The 19,506-nt window shown below is 27.8% G+C and carries 12 protein-coding genes and 1 tRNA gene; 5 read left to right on the plus strand and 8 right to left on the minus strand.

Annotated elements, in window-relative coordinates:
• The first annotated feature begins 1,391 nt into the window (after nucleotides 1–1,391).
• Both PVA18_RS02850 and PVA18_RS02855 read left to right on the plus strand, forming a co-directional pair.
• Entirely contained in the window at nucleotides 1,392–2,399 is a 1,008-nt protein-coding gene (locus tag PVA18_RS02850) for a hypothetical protein (protein ID WP_045804548.1), read from the plus strand.
• A gap of 1,034 nt (nucleotides 2,400–3,433) precedes the next feature.
• On the plus strand, nucleotides 3,434–4,972 hold the full coding sequence (locus PVA18_RS02855) for a hypothetical protein (RefSeq protein ID WP_045804547.1): 1,539 nt from the start codon (nucleotides 3,434–3,436) through the stop codon (nucleotides 4,970–4,972).
• 548 nt (nucleotides 4,973–5,520) lie between these two features.
• On the opposite strand, the gene PVA18_RS02860 is transcribed toward PVA18_RS02855, so the two are convergent.
• From PVA18_RS02860 to truB, 7 genes are all read right to left on the minus strand, one after another.
• The gene (locus PVA18_RS02860) at nucleotides 5,521–6,036 is read right to left on the minus strand and encodes a hypothetical protein (RefSeq protein ID WP_045804546.1); all 516 of its coding nucleotides are present in this window, start codon (nucleotides 6,034–6,036) and stop codon (nucleotides 5,521–5,523) included.
• Nucleotides 6,037–7,170: 1,134 nt separating this feature from the next.
• A complete protein-coding gene (locus PVA18_RS02865; RefSeq protein WP_045804545.1) occupies nucleotides 7,171–7,515 on the minus strand; it encodes a hypothetical protein in 345 nt (114 codons plus the stop codon).
• A gap of 307 nt (nucleotides 7,516–7,822) precedes the next feature.
• The gene (gene lepA / locus PVA18_RS02870) at nucleotides 7,823–9,616 is read right to left on the minus strand and encodes a translation elongation factor 4 (RefSeq protein WP_045804544.1); all 1,794 of its coding nucleotides are present in this window, start codon (nucleotides 9,614–9,616) and stop codon (nucleotides 7,823–7,825) included.
• 25 nt (nucleotides 9,617–9,641) lie between these two features.
• The gene (locus tag PVA18_RS02875) at nucleotides 9,642–10,436 is read right to left on the minus strand and encodes a methyltransferase domain-containing protein (protein WP_045804543.1); all 795 of its coding nucleotides are present in this window, start codon (nucleotides 10,434–10,436) and stop codon (nucleotides 9,642–9,644) included.
• Between the two features lie 26 nt (nucleotides 10,437–10,462).
• Complete coding sequence (gene pnp / locus PVA18_RS02880) at nucleotides 10,463–12,841, minus strand: polyribonucleotide nucleotidyltransferase (protein ID WP_045804542.1); 2,379 nt, start codon at nucleotides 12,839–12,841, stop codon at nucleotides 10,463–10,465.
• A gap of 29 nt (nucleotides 12,842–12,870) precedes the next feature.
• The gene (gene rpsO / locus PVA18_RS02885) at nucleotides 12,871–13,152 is read right to left on the minus strand and encodes a 30S ribosomal protein S15 (RefSeq protein WP_044195008.1); all 282 of its coding nucleotides are present in this window, start codon (nucleotides 13,150–13,152) and stop codon (nucleotides 12,871–12,873) included.
• Between the two features lie 18 nt (nucleotides 13,153–13,170).
• Nucleotides 13,171–14,061: a tRNA pseudouridine(55) synthase TruB gene (gene truB / locus PVA18_RS02890; RefSeq protein ID WP_045804541.1), complete on the minus strand. Its 891-nt coding sequence runs from the start codon at nucleotides 14,059–14,061 to the stop codon at nucleotides 13,171–13,173.
• Between the two features lie 652 nt (nucleotides 14,062–14,713).
• Between truB and PVA18_RS02895 the strand changes: the two genes are divergently transcribed.
• From PVA18_RS02895 to PVA18_RS02905, 3 genes are all read left to right on the plus strand, one after another.
• A tRNA-Arg gene (locus PVA18_RS02895) sits at nucleotides 14,714–14,790 on the plus strand.
• A gap of 229 nt (nucleotides 14,791–15,019) precedes the next feature.
• Nucleotides 15,020–15,607 (plus strand): tRNA (adenosine(37)-N6)-threonylcarbamoyltransferase complex dimerization subunit type 1 TsaB, encoded by a 588-nt coding sequence (gene tsaB / locus PVA18_RS02900; RefSeq protein WP_045804540.1) that lies wholly within the window; start codon nucleotides 15,020–15,022, stop codon nucleotides 15,605–15,607.
• A gap of 240 nt (nucleotides 15,608–15,847) precedes the next feature.
• A complete protein-coding gene (locus tag PVA18_RS02905) occupies nucleotides 15,848–17,740 on the plus strand; it encodes a SurA N-terminal domain-containing protein (RefSeq protein ID WP_045804539.1) in 1,893 nt (630 codons plus the stop codon).
• A 542-nt stretch (nucleotides 17,741–18,282) separates the two neighbouring features.
• On the opposite strand, the gene PVA18_RS02910 is transcribed toward PVA18_RS02905, so the two are convergent.
• A complete protein-coding gene (locus tag PVA18_RS02910; RefSeq protein WP_045804538.1) occupies nucleotides 18,283–19,479 on the minus strand; it encodes a pyridoxal phosphate-dependent aminotransferase in 1,197 nt (398 codons plus the stop codon).
• Nucleotides 19,480–19,506 lie beyond the last annotated feature (27 nt).

The following is a 19,506-nucleotide window of genomic DNA, read 5'->3' on the forward strand; positions in this document are numbered from 1 at the left end:
TCCTATTAATCCATAATAATAAATAATAATAATAAATAATTAATTAACTATTTATATTTTACTATACACTATAAATTAACAATAATATGCATCTTGGTTTTTAATGCAAATCTATATTTCACATACTCATAACTACCATATAAATTATATTAACTGTTATTGCCATCAAAACATTAGGATATTCACCCATATCAAACAATCTACTATGAACACTAAACTACGTTAGCTTATCTAATTTTCTATAACCACTCTGTCTTTAAAATTACTACTATTTTACCAGTTATTTAACAAAAGCTATATCTAATGCAGTACTAGTAATATTATTAATCATCAAATGATATACGTACAGCACACAAAATTGACAATGCAAATCTGTTAGATAGAAATTCAAATCCATTCTATTATATCAGCATTAACAACAAAAATACAGCTTTCATAGTTTGACAATCAATTAAAATAATAAAAAAATACGTTAGCGAGATCTTATGAAAACACTACCACTTTATACAAACGTTATGAATATATGAATAAATATCTTAAATATTTACTCAAATACTATAAATGCTGCTTAATTTTTTATTTCATAAACTATGCTAAGTATTATTAAGGAATATAAAAAAAGTGCACAAGAGTTATCAGTATAAGCTTACTACATGTATATAATTATATGTGATTGTAATGTTATAATCACTTTACAAAATGTTATTGATTAATATTAAAAAAATCTTATTTCTGATTTTCTTGGATTTGTAATTCTATACTTATTTTTGATGAATGATTAATAATGTGAATTGCAAGCGTAAGCTTAGATTTGGAAAGTAGCCCTTCTAGTGTGGAATTTGAAGGGAAATCTTTAATGCAGAAAGTGTGAAGATGCAAATTTCATGTTTATCTAAATGGTTATTAAGGTGATAGTGGGAACAGATCAAATAAGATTGATGTGATATACAATTGGAAAAGCTATATATAGCATATCTCATCTTATAAAAGATCTTGTATAAAATATGATTAAGGTATTATTTGATTTATTAAAAAATATGCAAATATCGTTTTCTGAGCAAAACAGAATGATGAAAAATAACATAGTACATGCGACTTGCTAAATACAAGGTTGTCGGATTGGCAAGAAGTGTCTAACATTCTGTATACAAGATATCAGCATGACAATTGATTGACTATTAGATATAGAACCAAAGCATTAGATTTTCAATAATTGAGTATTTATTGTTGCTATTTTTACATATGTTAAGTTCTTTAAATAAAAATTTGTATAAATATTGTAAACTATTAAAATAAATATTTATTATTCTTTTAATATATATATAATGTATTTATAAAAATTAACTTATATTAGCTTTAGTATTTTTGTCTGTTAATCATGCAGTATGCATATGAGAATAAGTCCTTTTAAAATTATATTGATAACCTTTGGTGCTATTATATTTTTATCATATATAGCGTTTGTAATGTTAGTTGCACAAAAAGGGTATGTTACTAGCATGGTTTTCTTTCTGAGTAGTATAGCATTTTATATCTTATCATTTATGTTCTGTTATGCTGGATTCAAAAATCTAAATACCCAGAGAAAACTTTCAAGTTTACACTATGATAAGTTAGTATCAGATGAAATGTTACATATTTCTAAAATTTTGGATGAACTTGTAGACTATGATATTTCAACTATGAAAGATATTATAGATAATATTAACAAGTTGAATAATGGATTATCTCATAATATGCCTTATTTCTTTTTTTCGGAATTTAGTTCTACGTTCAATAGAATCTTAGCTGGTGAATTAAATCATTTTTATGATGAAGATTTACTAGAAGATAGACTATGCGAAGATTTTTTATTTTTTATAATAGCTGCCAGATTTATTTGTAAATATCCTATGTTACATGCTATGTACTTTGATGAAATTGTTGAATTTATTCAGCTAGTTTCTCAAATAGATATTTCACATAAAAGTAAAACTGATAAATTAGCAGCATCAGAACAAATTAAATCTTTAATAAGAGAAAGGATATATGTATTTAAAAATTATAGTGACTGGAAATCAAGTATTTCGGATGCATGTAATATGAAGATAAACCTGATTAAAGCATTTAATATTGATAAAAATGTATCAAACCTTGATAAAGTTAGCGATAAAAAACAAGTAATTAAGACATTGCTTTCTGTTTATAGTATTCAATATTACTGTGCTTATACACCTGATATAATACAAGATATTGATAATATTTGTAATATACTAGAGGTGACTAGAGAAAGAGGTGTTTATAAAGTGATGGTTAATGATATTTATAAAACTGATTTGTATGAGGATATTATAAAAGATAATGTTAAGAAGTATTGTTTACCATTTTGTGATACCCAAATTGGTGCTATTTGCAGTTAATTGAAATGTGTTTAAGTTGCAGTATTATTTAGTAGTATGGTTTCTTTTGTTATATAAATTTTTTGAAAATAGAGCTTTGAGGTGAGTATTTTTAAACTTTATATCTATTTTTGTAAATTGAGCTGAAAAACAATATGTTAAAGCACTCGTGTACTAAAGGTGTTATGTGATTTACAATATATTTTTATTAGTAAAGTAACATTATAAATTTACCAATAAAAATTAATAAATAAATTATATAAAAATACTTAAGAAATGATAGTTAAAATAGTAGAGATGTTGTAATTATAGCATTCGTTAATAACAGTTCTGTAATTGTCTTTTGTAAATAATGATAGGTATATGAAGTATTTATAAGTATTATATGCGCTATTATATGTAGTAGTGTTAGAAATATTCCAAATGGTAGAATAGCCATTATCACAAACATTTTAATGTGAGATGTTATATTTTTAGAAGTTACGAATAAAATTTTATCTGAAAATGTCAAAGATACTGTAAATTTTGTACATAAAGTTGAGAAATGCAAGAGCTTTCTAATATCTAATAATTTGTGTTTTATTTTCTGAATTCAATAAAAATTTTAATGAAGTATTAGATGAATTTATTACTGAATAACATAATTGATAAGAGTGTTATTGATCAGAGAAATAATATAATCTTTATTTACAGAAGTGGGACAGATGTTATTTAGCTTGTCATACCTTGACATATCATGTATTAAGGATGTATATGATTGATTATAGGGATTAATCAACATCAATATACAAGCCCATTACAAGATGAAATCGTTATGAGGCTATTAAAAAATAGTAATGGAACATTGAAAAGATCCTGTATTTATAAGATTGTTATACAAATTTGAAATATTAGCAATAAAGAGCCTTATAAAGTTAAGTGGTAATAATTAGTTAATAATATCTTTTGATGTTATATATATAAATTAGAGTAATATATTATATTATAAGTATAATTTTTAGTGTAATATGTATATTTCTTTATATTAATATTTTATAAGCTAATTTTATAGTATTATGAATAGATCCCAATTTGTGCGTGTATTTGTAGCATGTATTATGCTTTCTATTGCTATAGCTTTGGCTGCTCTTATGGCCAAAAACATTAATATACCATATTTCAATGTAACTGCTGGTTTAGTTGTGGCAGTACTAGCTACATTAGTTAGTGTTGCATATATTATTATGGATTATCGACGCTCTGCACAGCATCACAATATATTACCATATATTAGAGAAAATGAGCAAATGCTGTTATTTATCCCCTTATCTAATGATCAATTAAATAAACTTGATCCTACAAATAATATTGTTGAAATAGACTATGATAGCATTAAATCTGGAATAAATGTTAATAAAGAAAAAAAGATTGTATTAAATATAACTCAAAAATATAGGTTATTTTTTACAAAAGTGGTTAATGTACAGGTAGATCCTAACCATGAATGTATCTTATTATCGAGAAATGAACAAATTTTTTACAAGGAGAAATTAGGTATTTTTGTGAACATCAAAGCAGACCCGTCATTAATCAAGGATATTTCATCTAAGATCAACCTTCATATTAAACATTTTAAAATGAAGAATGGTGTGTTGTTACTGACTTTTGATTATAGTGCCTTATGTAATCATATAAAATATGCGGTTGATCTGTTGATGCATAAAACTGGAAAAGATTCTGTAACTTTATATGAGTTATTGTTAAGAGATATGTTGAAATCATGTCCAAATGATAGTAATTTACTGGTTTCGTCTAGTATTTCTGCAGGAATAAAGAGGAAAGATCCCTGGATTAATCAAGTAAGTGGCCGATTAACTCTAACTTTCTTGATGGTCTTTCGTGTTTCGATGATATTAGGTAATGGGTCTGTATTTGATAAGGATAAGGAATTATCTTCTAAAATTAAATTGTTACAAAATTATATAGTAAGTAATAAATTAACTCCTAAATCACAACATATAGTCACATTATTTGAGAAAATAAAACATAAATTTTATGCAATACATGGAGTAGATAACTATAGCTCTCTGTATCTTGATTACTATACAATAAGTGGTATGCCTTTTAGTAAGCTAATAAGTTCTGAGATATGTGGAGGTAATACTACATTAGCTGCTATAATTGCTATTGCTTCTTATCAGTGTAAGAGTTCAAAGCATCATGTTAAAACAAATAATTTTTTTAGAAGAATATTACATTCAGCTGGAAGTGGTGATTTAATTGCTGAAGTGGATAATGTAATAAATGGTAATTTGTCTGAAAAAATTAATTTGTATAGCTGTAAAGTGTTAACATCAAAAATCTCAACCGGACTGATGATTATCTCAAAGTCATTAGGTAGTGTTTGTACTATTCGGGAAGTAGTTAATAGTGCAAGGAATTATATAATGCTCAAATATTTTAGTAATGTAGCAATATTGAAAAGTGTACCTGATTCTGTAAAATTTGAATCTATAAGAACAATTGTGTTTCATGAAAGAAGTAAGCAAATAAGTAAAGTTAATGCTGTTAATTATAGTAGTGGTAGTTCTGCTTCTAGGTATCTAATGGTGTAAATTTAACAAAGTAAAAAGGTTATATACAAAATTATAAAAAAGTTAATAATATATTATTTAAATCTGGTCCCAAGAGTATAGGAATTGCTATTGAGAACTTGGTATTAAATAGTACGATAAGAACTATATTAGCAAGACTGTTGAAGAAGGGATGTAATGAGCTGCTAAGTCAAAAAAGTTATTATTTTTTAGATAGTAATGATACGGGTATTTTTATATTATTGGAACAGTGAAGATGTTGCAATTAAGAGCCAATATATCATTTTGGTTATTATAGAAATTTCTATTTTTTGGATTTAGCATATAAATAATTTAATTAGATATTATAGTAACAAATATAAATTTTATTACAAAAACACCATACACATAAAACTTAGAATCATAGTATTACTTCTTCACACGATACAAAGGAAATTACAATATGCTTAATAAACTAAGATCTTATCTTAAAATAACACTAGTAATTTAATTGCTAGTGCTACCAAACTAATCAACAGCAAAAGAATTACTATCAGAACAAAACAACTTAAAATGCATCAAAACTAAACTTATGTTCTACTATTATACAAGTACATATTTTGTTGAATTATTCTCTCTGCAGCTTCAATACTGAGATCAGCAGAATCAAAACATGAATTCACAACTACACCACTCATATCATCACAATTCGTAAAACTAGTCTCATCAATGTCATCATCCATATTACAGCTGCTACTATCTAACAGATTCATAGAAAATAAATCACATACTTGGCTAGGTTTTTCTCTCACAAAAATCTTTTTCAATTTCAAAAATATACTTGTCTTACTTTTACAAGGTGGCACAACATAACCAGGAATAGTATTCCAGTATAAAATCTCAACAAGTCTATCATATTGTATACCTCTACGATTAGCAAAAAATAATACAGCTCCAATTATAAGTAAGAATGCAAATATGGCAGTATTCATAATACAATGCCAATTGTTATACCTCACATTTACACAACTTAATATTAATCCTACAGCTGCAATAATTACTACTGACACACTACCCACAGTCATCATTATTTTATTAGCTTCCATAAGAAATATCTACCTTTAGTATCTAAAAAATATCAAAAACAATAGAAACATACATTAATAATATACAATGTACTGTATACACTTTTTTACTTCAACTATAAGCTTTTAATTAAGAAAAAAACCTTTCTACTAGTAAATTTATTTTATTACATAATAACAACAATTTCCCACTATATTTAAAAATTATTACTAGATATTTATTCTTATTTTACTTCTAATACTTTTACTTTTTCAACACCATTATCATTAAACCAACTTCAAGAAAATCATCTCCATTCTATACCCTATGAAATTGAGCTTTGGAGATGTAAATACACTAATTTATATTTACTCACCAGGCCTTGCATTACAGTTAAAAATTAAAACTATCTACAAATAAACTATTTAATCTATATTGAGGCTGAAAATAGGTTCTGATGACAATATTGTTAAATAATTGTTTAACTCAATATATTTTTTACTCATGCCCTCCTTATAATTTGCACATAATAATACAATTATCATCATAAACAAAAACGTAAATATACCATACAAGTTTGATTCTGAGATATTGTACTTATACAACATAGTATACCCTATTACTGCCAAAATAGCAACAATAAAACTGCTATAGTTTAGCATTAAATCATGATTTTTGTTATAAAAATTAACATAATATCCACAATATTTACTTACAAATTTTAATATAAATCACTCAACCAATATTACCGTATGAAATTAATATCAAATCCCTATAAATAATTTTAAAATATGTTATCAATATATAAAATTTCATTGTTATTTAAACGTATTATTCACTATTAAAGACTTAGCTTTATCTTATATAACTTACTAATTGACTCATAATTATATAAAATATAAACTGTGTTATTAAATATTACACAAATTAAATCTTCTTAAATTTTGTTAATTTATAAAATATGTAAATCCTATATTATAAAATTATTGCATTTATACCATTTTACACAGGAATATAAGTAATATTTAAGCTTAAATTTTTGTTTAATATTTTAACCAATATATACAATTAAATAAATAAATCTCATCTATTTTACTTTGCTGTCCAACATTTATTATAACTATTCATGTTATGTATTTATACAACCATAACCACCCCAATTGATAAAGCTATTATCACACATGTCTTGTTGATTGATTTATAACTTGACCAGTGTCTACATCTATTATACTAGTTATAATTTCTTGCTCCCCATTAGATAAAAGATGTAAAGTATTCCTTTTTTTAGTTTTAGCAATACTTGAAGTAGTATTTTTGTTAATATCATCCTCCTTTTCATTAATAACATTTTGATCAGCATTAGAAATAATATCCTCTACACTTTTATCTTGATACAGAGTTGTATAATGCGGATAATAAGCACAACACCTTCTAGAAATAACCTTTTTTAAATAAACAAAAGCTATAAAAGCAATCATAAAGCTATGAACTAAGATAACCATTTTATTCAAAAGAGTCATATTAAATCCTTTACATAAGATATAAAGATTAACTAATAACTATTTCTCTACATTAAAGATTAAAATAGAACAAAAACTTTATATATAATCTTTTAAGGTTAAGTTTAACATTATTTAACATTGAACAATTATGTAGCACATATAATAACATGCAATTATTAAATAATCAACTATAAATTAATAATTTAATTAATAAATTATTAAATAATCAACTATAAATTAATAATTTAATTAATAATTTAATTAATAATTCATACCCAAGAAAAGCTAAAATAAATTCTTCACCTTAAAAAAAACATATATACAGCTAATCTATGATTTTTAATGCTTGAATAAATGCATTATGTGGAACATTAACATTCCCTATAGATCGTAATTTTTTCTTTCCTTTTTTCTGTTTTTCTAATAATTTCATCCTTCTAGTAACATCTCCACCATACAATTTTGCTGTAACATCTTTACGATATGGAGAGATAGTTTCACGAGCAACAATCCTTCCTCCTATTGCTGCTTGTATTGCAATTTTATATTGTTGTCTTGGAATTAAATCTTTTAATCTAATACATATTTCACGTCCTCTTTGCTCTATTTTACTTTTATGAATAATGCATGCAAGAGCATCTACTGGCTCAGAGTTTATCAAAATACTTAACTTAGCAATCTCACTATCTAAATACCTATCCATCTCCCAGTCTAAACTAGCATAACCTTTAGACATAGATTTGACTCTATCATAAAAATCAAAAACAACTTCGGATAATGGCAGTCTATATTTTAATAATGCTGTATTACCTGAATACGACAGATCCAGTTTCTCACCCCTCTTATTATTACATAATGACATGATAACACCTAAATATTGATCTGGTACCATAATAGTAGCACAGATCCATGGTTCTTTAATATTAGCAATATCCTGCTCACCAAAATCATGAGGATTATGTACTTCACGAACATCACCATTCTTAGTAGTAACTTGATAAATTACACCTGGAGCTGTAGCAGTTAAATCTAAATTAAATTCCCTTTCCAACCTTTCCTGAATTACTTCTAAGTGTAACATTCCTAAAAATCCACAACGAAACCCATATCCAAGTGCATTAGAAATCTCAACTTCAAAAGTAAAACTTGCATCATTAAGTTGTAATTTTTTTAAAGCTTCACGTAATCTTTCAAACTCTCCAGCCTCATTTGGAAAAATACTACAAAAGACTACAGGATGAATTGTCCGAAATCCAGGAAGTGGTTCACTACATCTCCTCTGTTCTTCAGTAATCGTATCACCCACTTTACAATCTGATAATTCTTTAATAGAAGCAGTAATAAATCCAATTTCACCTACTGAAAGTTGATCTACAATCTTTTTATGTGGAGTAAAAATACCTACATTATCAACTTGGTACACAGCATTATTAGACATCATAACAATTTTCATGCCTTTTTTTATAACACCATCTTTAATACGTAACAAAATTACTATCCCAAGATATATATCATACCAAGTATCAACTAATATAGCCTTCAATGGATTTTCTAATTTTCCATATGGAGCTGGCAACTTGGAAACAATAGCTTCTAATACATCTTGTATACCAATACCTGACTTTGCCGACACAAGTAGTGATTCACTTGCATCAATGCCAATCATATCTTCTATTTGTAACTTCACTTTATCTGGATCTGAAGATGCTAAATCTATTTTATTCAGTACTGGAATGATTTCATGATCACTATCTATAGCCTTATATACATTTGCTAAAGTCTGTGCTTCAACCCCCTGACTACTATCCACAACAAGTAATGATCCTTCACAAGCAGCTAAACTCCTACTTACTTCATATGAAAAATCCACATGTCCTGGTGTATCCATTAAATTTAAATAATATGTTTGTCCATCCTTAGCTTTATATACTAGTCTGACAGTTTGCGCCTTAATTGTAATACCACGCTCTCTCTCAATATCCATAGAATCAAGTACTTGATCCTTCATTTCTCGTTCATCCAAACCATTGCACTTTTCTATTAACCGATCAGCCAACGTAGATTTACCATGATCAATATGAGCTATTATAGCAAAATTTCTTATATTACTCTTATCCATTTTATCCTCACATTCTATATAGCTTCTACACTTTACTTGCCTTTAAAGTAATAATTTCAAAAGTAGCAGGAATACTAATTTTATCTATTGAGAAGTATCGTTTATAATTTTCAAAAATTTTTGTAATAATAGTTCTAGTTAAAGGATACTTATTTCTAGCATATAATACATTACCTTCTCCCATGTTTTTTAAATCTCTAAATAAAGTATATATATCATTATACTCTACCATAATAGTATTAACATCTACTACAATATCAGAATATCCAGTTTTTTGTAATAAAGAAACAATATCTTGAACATGAATAAAAGGCAACACTCTAGGTGCAACACCAAAACCCATCTCTGCCCTGATAATTGAATATTTTAATTCATAAAGAGTTTTACTACCAAACAACGCAGCAAGAAAAACACCCTTGCTTTTTATAATATTATATATACTCAATAATACACTAAATAAATTATTGACATTATGCAGTGATGCATTACTAACAACAATATCAAAAGTATTATTACAAAACGGTAATGCCTCCTCATCAGCCACTACCTTATAACTACCTTGCACGTTGTATAACATACAATATGATAAATCACATTGGATTACTTGCTCTTCAGAAGATATCAGCTTTTTCTGTAATAAATCTTCAATAAAAGAATTAGTCCTAACACCGATATTTAAAGCTAACCCTGTAATAACTGAAAACAAACTAACCTTATCTAATAAAATATTACTAATTTCAGAAAATATAAAGTTACTACCTTTAGTATAAAATAGCTTATCTCTATAAAGCTTTACAAGGCTACGGTCAAAAATAAGCATGGAACTTTTTTACGTAGCAAACCTAATTAAAAAAACCTAGGTTTTCTGGAAACGTCATTACCATTCCTACTATTACTGAATGAGCGATTATTATTTCCACATCCATTCGATGGTAAATCCTCCCTATAATAATTAGACCCACTACTACGACGTGATGATCTGTTACTACCTCCACCACGCTTTTTATCATGACTACCATACCTGTTGTTGTTACTGTTATAGCTTTCCTTAAAACTGCTGCCACTATCTGAATCATCAGAAAAGCTACCCTTTCTTATATTATAAAGCTCACCATCTATAGGTTCTCCAGTCTCTTGATCTACTCTACGCATAGATAATTGAATATGTTCACGATCTATGCCAATTACCAATACTTTTACTTTATCATTTAAAGAAATTACACTACCCACTGCACTAATATGTTCATTTTTTATTTCACTAATATGTACTAATCCTCTTTTACCACCTAAGAAATTTACAAAAGCTCCAAATTTCACAATTTCAACAACAGTACCCTCAAAAACTTTACCTATCTCGGGTTCAGTTACAACATCCATTATCATATTTTTAGCATGTTCCACTGCCTCATTATTAACAGCATATATCATAACAGTGCCATCCTGTATTATTTCAATTTTTGCACCTGTTTTCTCACAGATATCACGTATATTTTTCCCACCACTGCCTATCACATTACGAATCTTATCTTTATTTATAAAGATAGATTCTATTCTAGGAGCATGATTTTTTATGCGATCGCGAGATTCTTGTATTACCGCATTCATTTTACCTAAAATATGTATTCTACCATCTTTAGCTTGAAGCAATGCCTTTTCAATTACCTCAATGCTAATACCTGAAATTTTCATATCCATTTGTAAAGCAGTAATACCTTCAGCAGTACCAGCTACTTTAAAATCCATATCACCAAGATAATCTTCATCACCTAATATATCTGAAAGTATTATAAATTCATCACCTTCCTTAATAAGTCCCATTGCAATACCAGCAACAGGAGATTTAATTGGCACACCTGTATCCATTAAAGCCAAAGATGCCCCACAAACTGTAGCCATTGAAGAAGAACCATCTGACTCTGTAATCTCAGAAACTACTCTAATAGTATATGGAAAATCTGATTTTTCAGGTAATACATAACGAATTGCTCTCCAAGCAAGTTTACCATGACCTATTTCTCTCCTGCCAGGAGCACGTAAAGCTGCAGATTCACCGACTGCATAAGGAGGAAAATTATAATGTAATAAGAAATTTTCTCTCCTGTCACCATCTAAATCATCAACTATTTGCTCATCTTGAGGTGTGCCTAATGCAGTCACAACTAATGCTTGTGTATTCCCTCTAGTAAACAAAGCAGAACCATGCGCCTTGGGTAATACATCTATTTCAATTTCTATATCACGTATTTTATCAAATGAACGACCATCTATTCTAGAAGAAGTATCAACGATTTTGGACCTTAATAACGATCTTTCAAAGGTCTTTAACGCGCTAATTATATCTTGACTATTACATACTATATTATCAGCACTATATTTTTCTGTCACTTCAAGTAAAACTTTATCTCTTAACTCTTCCAATTTTAATACTCTTTCTTTTTTAACGGTATTAGAATATGCTAAACTAAAATTTTCTTTATAAGAGGATTCGATATAATTTACAATTGAACTAATATCATGTGGTATAAATTCGACAGGCATCTTACCACTTTCACGACTAAATTCCTTAATTAAATTAATAACTTCTTGACAATTCTGGTGCCCAAAAATTATTGCCCCTAACATTTGAGACTCAGATAACTCAGATGCTTCAGACTCAACCATCAAAACAGAACCCTCATTACCTGATAAGAATAAATCTAAAGAACTACATACCATTTCATCAGCAGATGCATTCAGTAAATATTTATCTTCTGATGGCAAATACCCAACTCTTGCACCAACTACTAAGCCATTAAAAGGAACACCAGAAATAGACAAAGCTGCAGTTGCTCCAATTAATGCAGTAACTTCAGGAGGCGTAACTGTATCATATGAAAGTAAATTACATACTATACTAACTTCATCATAAAAGCCAGCAGGGAATAAAGGCCTGATACTCCTATCTATTAAACGAGAAATCAACGTCTCTCTGTCAGATGGTTTACCTTCTCTCTTTAAAAAACCACCAGGAATTTTACCAACAGCATAACTCTTTGCAACAAATTGCACGGTTAATGGCAGAAAATCTACCGGCTCTTTAGTTTTACCTACTACCACTGTTGCTAAAACTGTAGTACCAGCATAACTAACCATAACAGCACCACTAGCTTGCCTTGCTATCTTACCACTCTCTAAAATTAAGGTCTTTCCTCCCCATTCTGCAGATCTTCTTATCAAATTAAACATATATCATTTCCTACTTTTTATAAATTAAATCAGTGAAAAATATCTCTGATACCTAACCGTTTTATTAATGCCAAATATTCATTATCTCCGTATTTTTTTCTAACATACTGTAATACATTACGTCTTCTACAAACTAATACCATTAAACCACGTCTACAGTGGAAATCTTTTTTGTGGATTTTAAGATGCTCGGTCAAATTACGTATTCTCTCTGACAAAATTGCACATTGCACAAAAGAGGAACCAGTATCATCTTTCTTAAGGCAGTATTCACTTATTAATTCAGATTTTTTTTCACGTGTAATTGACATAACTAAAATACCAAATCTTTAAACATTAAAAATACGTACTGGCCTTACGACATTATTAATTATACTACAAATTGCCACTGGCACATTACCCGTACTAACATAACAGATATCACAATTACTAATGACACACAAGTTATTTAACTCAATATTTTGACCATTTTTCATCTTTTTTATCTGAATATCAGAGAAAATACCATCAAGATGTTTTATATCTTGCAAAACATAACACAAAGGCAATAAATAACTACATCTCCTACCATCACTATGTAACCTCTTTAACATTTCTAAAGTAATGGCATTTTTTTTCCTAAAACAACCTACTCTAACTCTTTGTAATTTTATAACATATCCTAAGCATCCTAATTGTATACCTAAATCTCTTGCTATAGAACGGACATATACACCTTTCTTACACAACAAATAAAAATCTGCCCTGTTATTTTCTTTATCAATAGACAATAATTTTAACTCTAATACATAAACACGCTTAGAAGCTAAACTTACATCTTGACCGCTTCTAGCCAACTTAAAAGCCCTAATTCCATTTACATGTACTGCTGAAAAATTAGGAGGAACTTGCTTTAACAATCCAATAAAATTTGGAATAGCTTGTTTTATATCTTCCAAATTAGGTATTATGTTACTCTTCTCTATTATCTCTCCTTCTGCATCATCAGTCGTTCTCTGTTCACCCCACTGCACCGTAAACAAATAAGATTTCACAACATCAACAGCATAAGGCATAACTTTTGTAGCTTCACCAATAGCAATAGGCAAAACACCAGAAGCTAAAGGATCTAATGTACCTGCATGACCAACTTTTTTGACATTTAAAATCTTCTTAACTAAATTAACTGCAGCAGTAGAACTTATACCACATGGTTTATTCAAATTTATCCAGCCATACATATCAATAACTATAAAAAACTCATATCACTTAAATCAACTTAATGACTTTCCAACGCAATACAATCTATACAGTAACTATACTAAAAATAAAATATCTAAAATCACTTAATGAATAAATAATATTATAGAAAATCAATATATTAAACTTTATTACTTACTAAAAAAGTTAACTATTATGTATTATATCAACACATTAATAATTACTTAGTGTAAAAACTAAATCAAATGTAATCTAGATTCATATAAATAACTATTAAATAAACAAATAATTACAGCTACTTAAAGTAAAATATTAAATTTTATAATGTTAATATTAAAAAATATCATTTATTGCAAAGGTATTTTAATAAAGAAATTTTTAAAATTCTATATATAATGACAAAAAAATTTCCTTATGAAAATTATAACTTTATCAAAAAGTACTTAATTATGCATAAACATTTATTTATATTAATTATATCTGACAAAACAAATATCAGTAAGTTATATACTGATACTAATTTTTTACATTAACTAGATAAAACAGCAGCAATTTATAATATATACATGACCTGTACATCAATAAATTTAATTCATTATATCAATCATAATTTACACTATTATCAAAAATTTATTTACAGACCTTGAATTAAATTATATAGCTATACTAGTGGCACCCTTAGCTCAGTTGGATAGAGTTTTTGACTACGGATCAAAAGGTCGGGCGTTCGAATCGCTCAGGGTGCACCACTTCTCTATCGCTTTCTACTGAAAACTATGAGAAAATACATTCGAATTTTATGATAATCATCTGTTAATAGGTTCCTTTAAAGTCTATACCAAATAAAATCTTATTCATTTATATTTTATTATTGTAAGTTTATATCACAGTAATTTTAACCTACAAAATTTCAAAACTCATACTATCCTTCACTTTAACTATATGCTATGATTAAGTAATACGTAAAATACAAAAATTATGACTATCATGGTAATTAATACATCAGGTCCCATATGCTCTGTTGCTATAATTAGTAACAATCAAACTATACACTATGAAGAAAGTATATCTGAGAATCAACACTCAGAGTCTCTATTCAAATTAATTCATAAACTATTTGATAAATCCAATAATTCATACAGCACTATAACAAATCTTGGAGTAGTAGTAGGACCAGGAAGTTTCACAGGCATTAGAGCTGGAATAGCTGCAGCCCAAGGTATACACCTTGCATCAAAGATTACCTTACATGGTATAAGCACTCTAGAAATGCAAGCATATCTGATATCAAACTCAACAAAAACTAATGATGATGAGATATTTTCAATAATTGAAGTATCTAACAATAAATTTTATTCTCAAACTTTTAATCATAAATTCATTGCAACAAGTAAAATAAAATTACTAGATAAAAATTTTAATTATAATGATTATAAACATTACACAGAATCCATAACATCAAGCAATTTTAATGCAAAAACAGCTGCTTTATTATTGTCTTATAAATTACAAAATAATTTACCTACACTGAATACTACACCTATATACTTTAATACAATAAACTAATTATACTACATGCTATATCAATAAAACACTGTCTAATATTAATAATTAAATTATATTAATTTACAAATATCATAACTAAAATAAATTATAATTGCTATTAATATAAAATCAAAAAATTACTGATGTTTCACACAAATGTTTTTTCAATAACAGTATCTCCCACGATTATAATGAAAACATTTGCATGAGATTTTTTGTCTGATATATTAAAAGCAGTTGATACTTATATGTGTACACACAATGAAATTCAAAGCCTTTTTCGTAAAGCCATTGCTTATAGTTTTAGTATGCTCTTTAGTATTTATAGCATTTGGAGCATCCTTCCTTCCTGGTAGTTTTACTAATGAAAAATATATTGCAAAAATTGGACACGAAAAACTATCATTGCAAGATTACACAAATGCGTATCACGATGAATTAAGATATATACAGCATGTACTAAATCGTGCATTAACAGAGGAACAAATTGCCCAATTCAATATTAAGCTTTCTACATTAAATAAGTTAATTGAAAACAAAGTCCTTACAAAATTTACTGAGTCATTAAATCTTAAAGTAGGAGAAAAAAGCATATTAAATCATATTAAAAGCATAAAATTTTTTCAAGACGAAAACGGGAACTTTGATAAAACAAAGTTTAACACAGGGTTATCAAATGCAGGACTTACAGAAAGGTTATATATAAGCAAATTAGAAAAAGCATTCCCTATAACTATGCTGATGAATTGTTTATTTAGTGGTACGCAAAATACTTATATTCAATATCATCAAGAACTAATAAAGCAAATTATACAAAATTTACATCAAGCACGTACTATAGATGTTATAGAGGTATCACCTACAATTAATAACATTTCTGTTCCAAATATTGATGAATTAAGAAAATTATATGAAGAAAAGCGAAAAGATAACAATTTCATGTTTCCAGAAAATAGGGTTATAGAATATGTAACAATTGACTATGAAAGCTTTATTAATCAAACAAATGTAACACAAGAGGAAATAGATAATGAAATAAAAGTTCAAGAATTAGATAAACAAAGAGATATATTCAACTTAGTATTCAGTACTAAAGATGAAGCTGAGGTTGCTTTGAAAGCACTCAATGAAGATACAGATTTCAATAGTGTAGTTACAAATATTGCACACACCACACTAGATGATATAACATTAAACAACATTGTAAAAAATACACTTCCTGATGATATAAGAAATCAAGTATTTTCTTTAAAAGAAGGAGAAATAAGCCCTATATTACACAGTATATTTGGATGGCATATTATAAAGATACAAAATATTCACAAAATATCTACTGAAGACTTACAAGAATTAAGTAAAAAAATTGAACAAAATCTTAAAAAGAAAAAAGCTACTAATCTATTATATACAGAAATTCAAACTATAAATGATAAGATTAACAGTGGTACATCTATTAAGGAGATAGCAGAATTATATAATTTATCTATAAAGACAGTAGCTGCTGACATCTCAGGCAAAGATCCATCTGATCATAAAGTAAAAATGTCAGAGACAAACTATGATGCCATCATTTTAGCCGCATTTTCAGCACAATTAAATAAACCTTCTAACTTTATCGACAATGATGATTATTTCTTTAGCGTAAATGTTACTAAAATAGAACCGTCTCGAGAAAAAACTTTTGATGAAAGTAAAGAACAATTAGTATATGAATGGCAGCGTAATTTAAAAGCTCAAAAATTATCTAAGTTAACACAAGAAGTTGTTATAAAACTTAAATCAGGTATAGAGATACATAATATTGATGGAGTATCATTAAGACCTAATCAAATAGTTTACAGAAATAGTGTTGCAGCAATAGACAACCCTGGTCAAAATTACCCTAGTGATTTTATAAATGAAATTTTTCATCTGAAAAAAGGAGAAATCAGTAAGAGTTATCAACACGACACAAGTCCTTCAGAACAAAAAATGTTAATAGCAGTGTTAAAAGATATAAAAAACACTGATCAAGTGAGTAATATAGATCTCAAGAATATTCAGGAAAAAATTGCAAATGACAATTTAGAATCACTAAAAAACCAGCTAATAACACATTTAATAAAAAAATACTCTGTTAAAGTCAATCAAAGCTTAATTGATAATGTACGATAATCTTAACAGTACTTTTCATAATGAATTGTGTTAAGTATTTGCTAATGAAAAAAATTTATACAAAAGCATGTAGGCTATAAACATTCCATTTTAGTAAAGTACTTATAAAAATGTATATGATTCTTGTTTTTAAACCTACGCCATATTCCTTAAGCAAGCATTTACCAATTAAAAAATTTTTATATAAAAACGTGTAAGGCTATTGAACATCTATCTGAGAAATATTGTTAAATTTATCATTAACACTTGCATTCTTTATAAAAAACTATACTAGATATTTATCAAACTAACAAAAACAAACTCCATTACTCAAGTTCATACAAGGTACATGTAAAATATATTCTTATATAAAATCAATTAAAACACCTTTAAATCATGTTTGGACAGATACTAAATCTTAAAACTTTATTTTACAACAATCACTCTTAGTTCAAAGCTATATATTATTTGATATAGTTTACTAAAACACAGTATTCTCTTAATAACATTTTTACCCTAACATCTAGGATTTTAATGCATATCTTCCATAGCCTGATACATTATTATAACAACTTATTACAGGCATCTAAAATACGATCACATGCTTTAGATAAGTTTTCATTAGAAGCGGCATAGGATATTCTAAAAAATCCTTGTGCTCCAAATGCTTCACCTGGTACTACAGCAACACTATAATCTTCTAATAAGTATCTAGTAAAATCCATAGCACTATTTATAATTAAACCATTCCTTGTACTTTTACCTATTAATTTTTTACAGGAAATGAACACATAAAACGCACCTTGAGGGTTTCTTACAGATAATAATGGAGTATTATTTACCATATCTATCATCATATTACGACGTGCTGCAAATATTTTATTTCTTTCCTTTAAAAACTCTTGATCCCCAGTTAAAGCCTGTATTGATGCAATCTGTGCAATACTATTAGGATTAGTTGTACTTTGCGATTGTATAACAGAAATTGCATTAATAACTTTTGAATCCCCAGCTACATACCCTATTCTCCATCCAGTCATGGCATAGGACTTAGAGACCCCATTGATTGTAAAGACTCTATTGTACAAGCGCGGTTCTACTTGAGCAATGGTAAAAAATTCAAGACCATCATATACTACCTTTGAATATATATCATCGGTCATCACATAAATATTTGGATATCTCAATAAAACTTCAGCAATCCCTTTCAATTCTTCATACGTATACATTAATCCTGTAGGATTATTTGGAGAATTCACAATTAACCATTTAGTTTTTTCAGTAATCACAGACTTCAATAAATCAGGAGTTAATTTAAATGTTTCACCACAATCAACAATGATAGGATTTCCTCCAGAAATTTTTACCACATCTGGATAAGATACCCAATATGGAGCTGGTATTATCACTTCATCCCCACTATTTATAGTGGCCATAAATAAATTATAAATACACTGCTTTGCACCATTTCCAACAGAAATTTGATTGACATCGTAAGTTAAATTATGATCCTGTTTAAAACGATTAACAATTGCTTTTTTGAGTTCGATGACCCCATCAACTGCTGTATATTTAGTCTTACCAGCATTAATTGCATCAATAGCTGCTTGCTTAATATGTTGTGGGGTATCAAAATCAGGTTCACCAGCACCTAAAGAAATGACGTCTACTCCTGACATTTTCAATTTTTGAGCTTGATTTGCAATTTCGAGTGTTGGAGAAGGTTTAATACATCCCATCCTTTCAGCTATAAATGACATAATTACCCTAATATTCTCTATATAAAC

Source organism: Ehrlichia muris subsp. eauclairensis (genome assembly GCF_051097115.1).
Taxonomy (GTDB): Bacteria; Pseudomonadota; Alphaproteobacteria; order Rickettsiales; family Anaplasmataceae; genus Ehrlichia; species Ehrlichia muris.

Coding starts and splice junctions, on each gene's coding strand:
- PVA18_RS02850 (WP_045804548.1), top strand. CDS start 1,392: ATGAGAATAAGTCCTTTTAAAATTATATTGATAACCTTTGGTGCTATT.
- PVA18_RS02855 (WP_045804547.1), top strand. CDS start 3,434: ATGAATAGATCCCAATTTGTGCGTGTATTTGTAGCATGTATTATGCTT.
- PVA18_RS02860 (WP_045804546.1), bottom strand. CDS start 6,036: ATGGAAGCTAATAAAATAATGATGACTGTGGGTAGTGTGTCAGTAGTA.
- PVA18_RS02865 (WP_045804545.1), bottom strand. CDS start 7,515: ATGACTCTTTTGAATAAAATGGTTATCTTAGTTCATAGCTTTATGATT.
- lepA (WP_045804544.1), bottom strand. CDS start 9,616: ATGGATAAGAGTAATATAAGAAATTTTGCTATAATAGCTCATATTGAT.
- PVA18_RS02875 (WP_045804543.1), bottom strand. CDS start 10,436: ATGCTTATTTTTGACCGTAGCCTTGTAAAGCTTTATAGAGATAAGCTA.
- pnp (WP_045804542.1), bottom strand. CDS start 12,841: ATGTTTAATTTGATAAGAAGATCTGCAGAATGGGGAGGAAAGACCTTA.
- rpsO (WP_044195008.1), bottom strand. CDS start 13,152: ATGTCAATTACACGTGAAAAAAAATCTGAATTAATAAGTGAATACTGC.
- truB (WP_045804541.1), bottom strand. CDS start 14,061: ATGTATGGCTGGATAAATTTGAATAAACCATGTGGTATAAGTTCTACT.
- tsaB (WP_045804540.1), top strand. CDS start 15,020: ATGACTATCATGGTAATTAATACATCAGGTCCCATATGCTCTGTTGCT.
- PVA18_RS02905 (WP_045804539.1), top strand. CDS start 15,848: ATGAAATTCAAAGCCTTTTTCGTAAAGCCATTGCTTATAGTTTTAGTA.
- PVA18_RS02910 (WP_045804538.1), bottom strand. CDS start 19,479: ATGTCATTTATAGCTGAAAGGATGGGATGTATTAAACCTTCTCCAACA.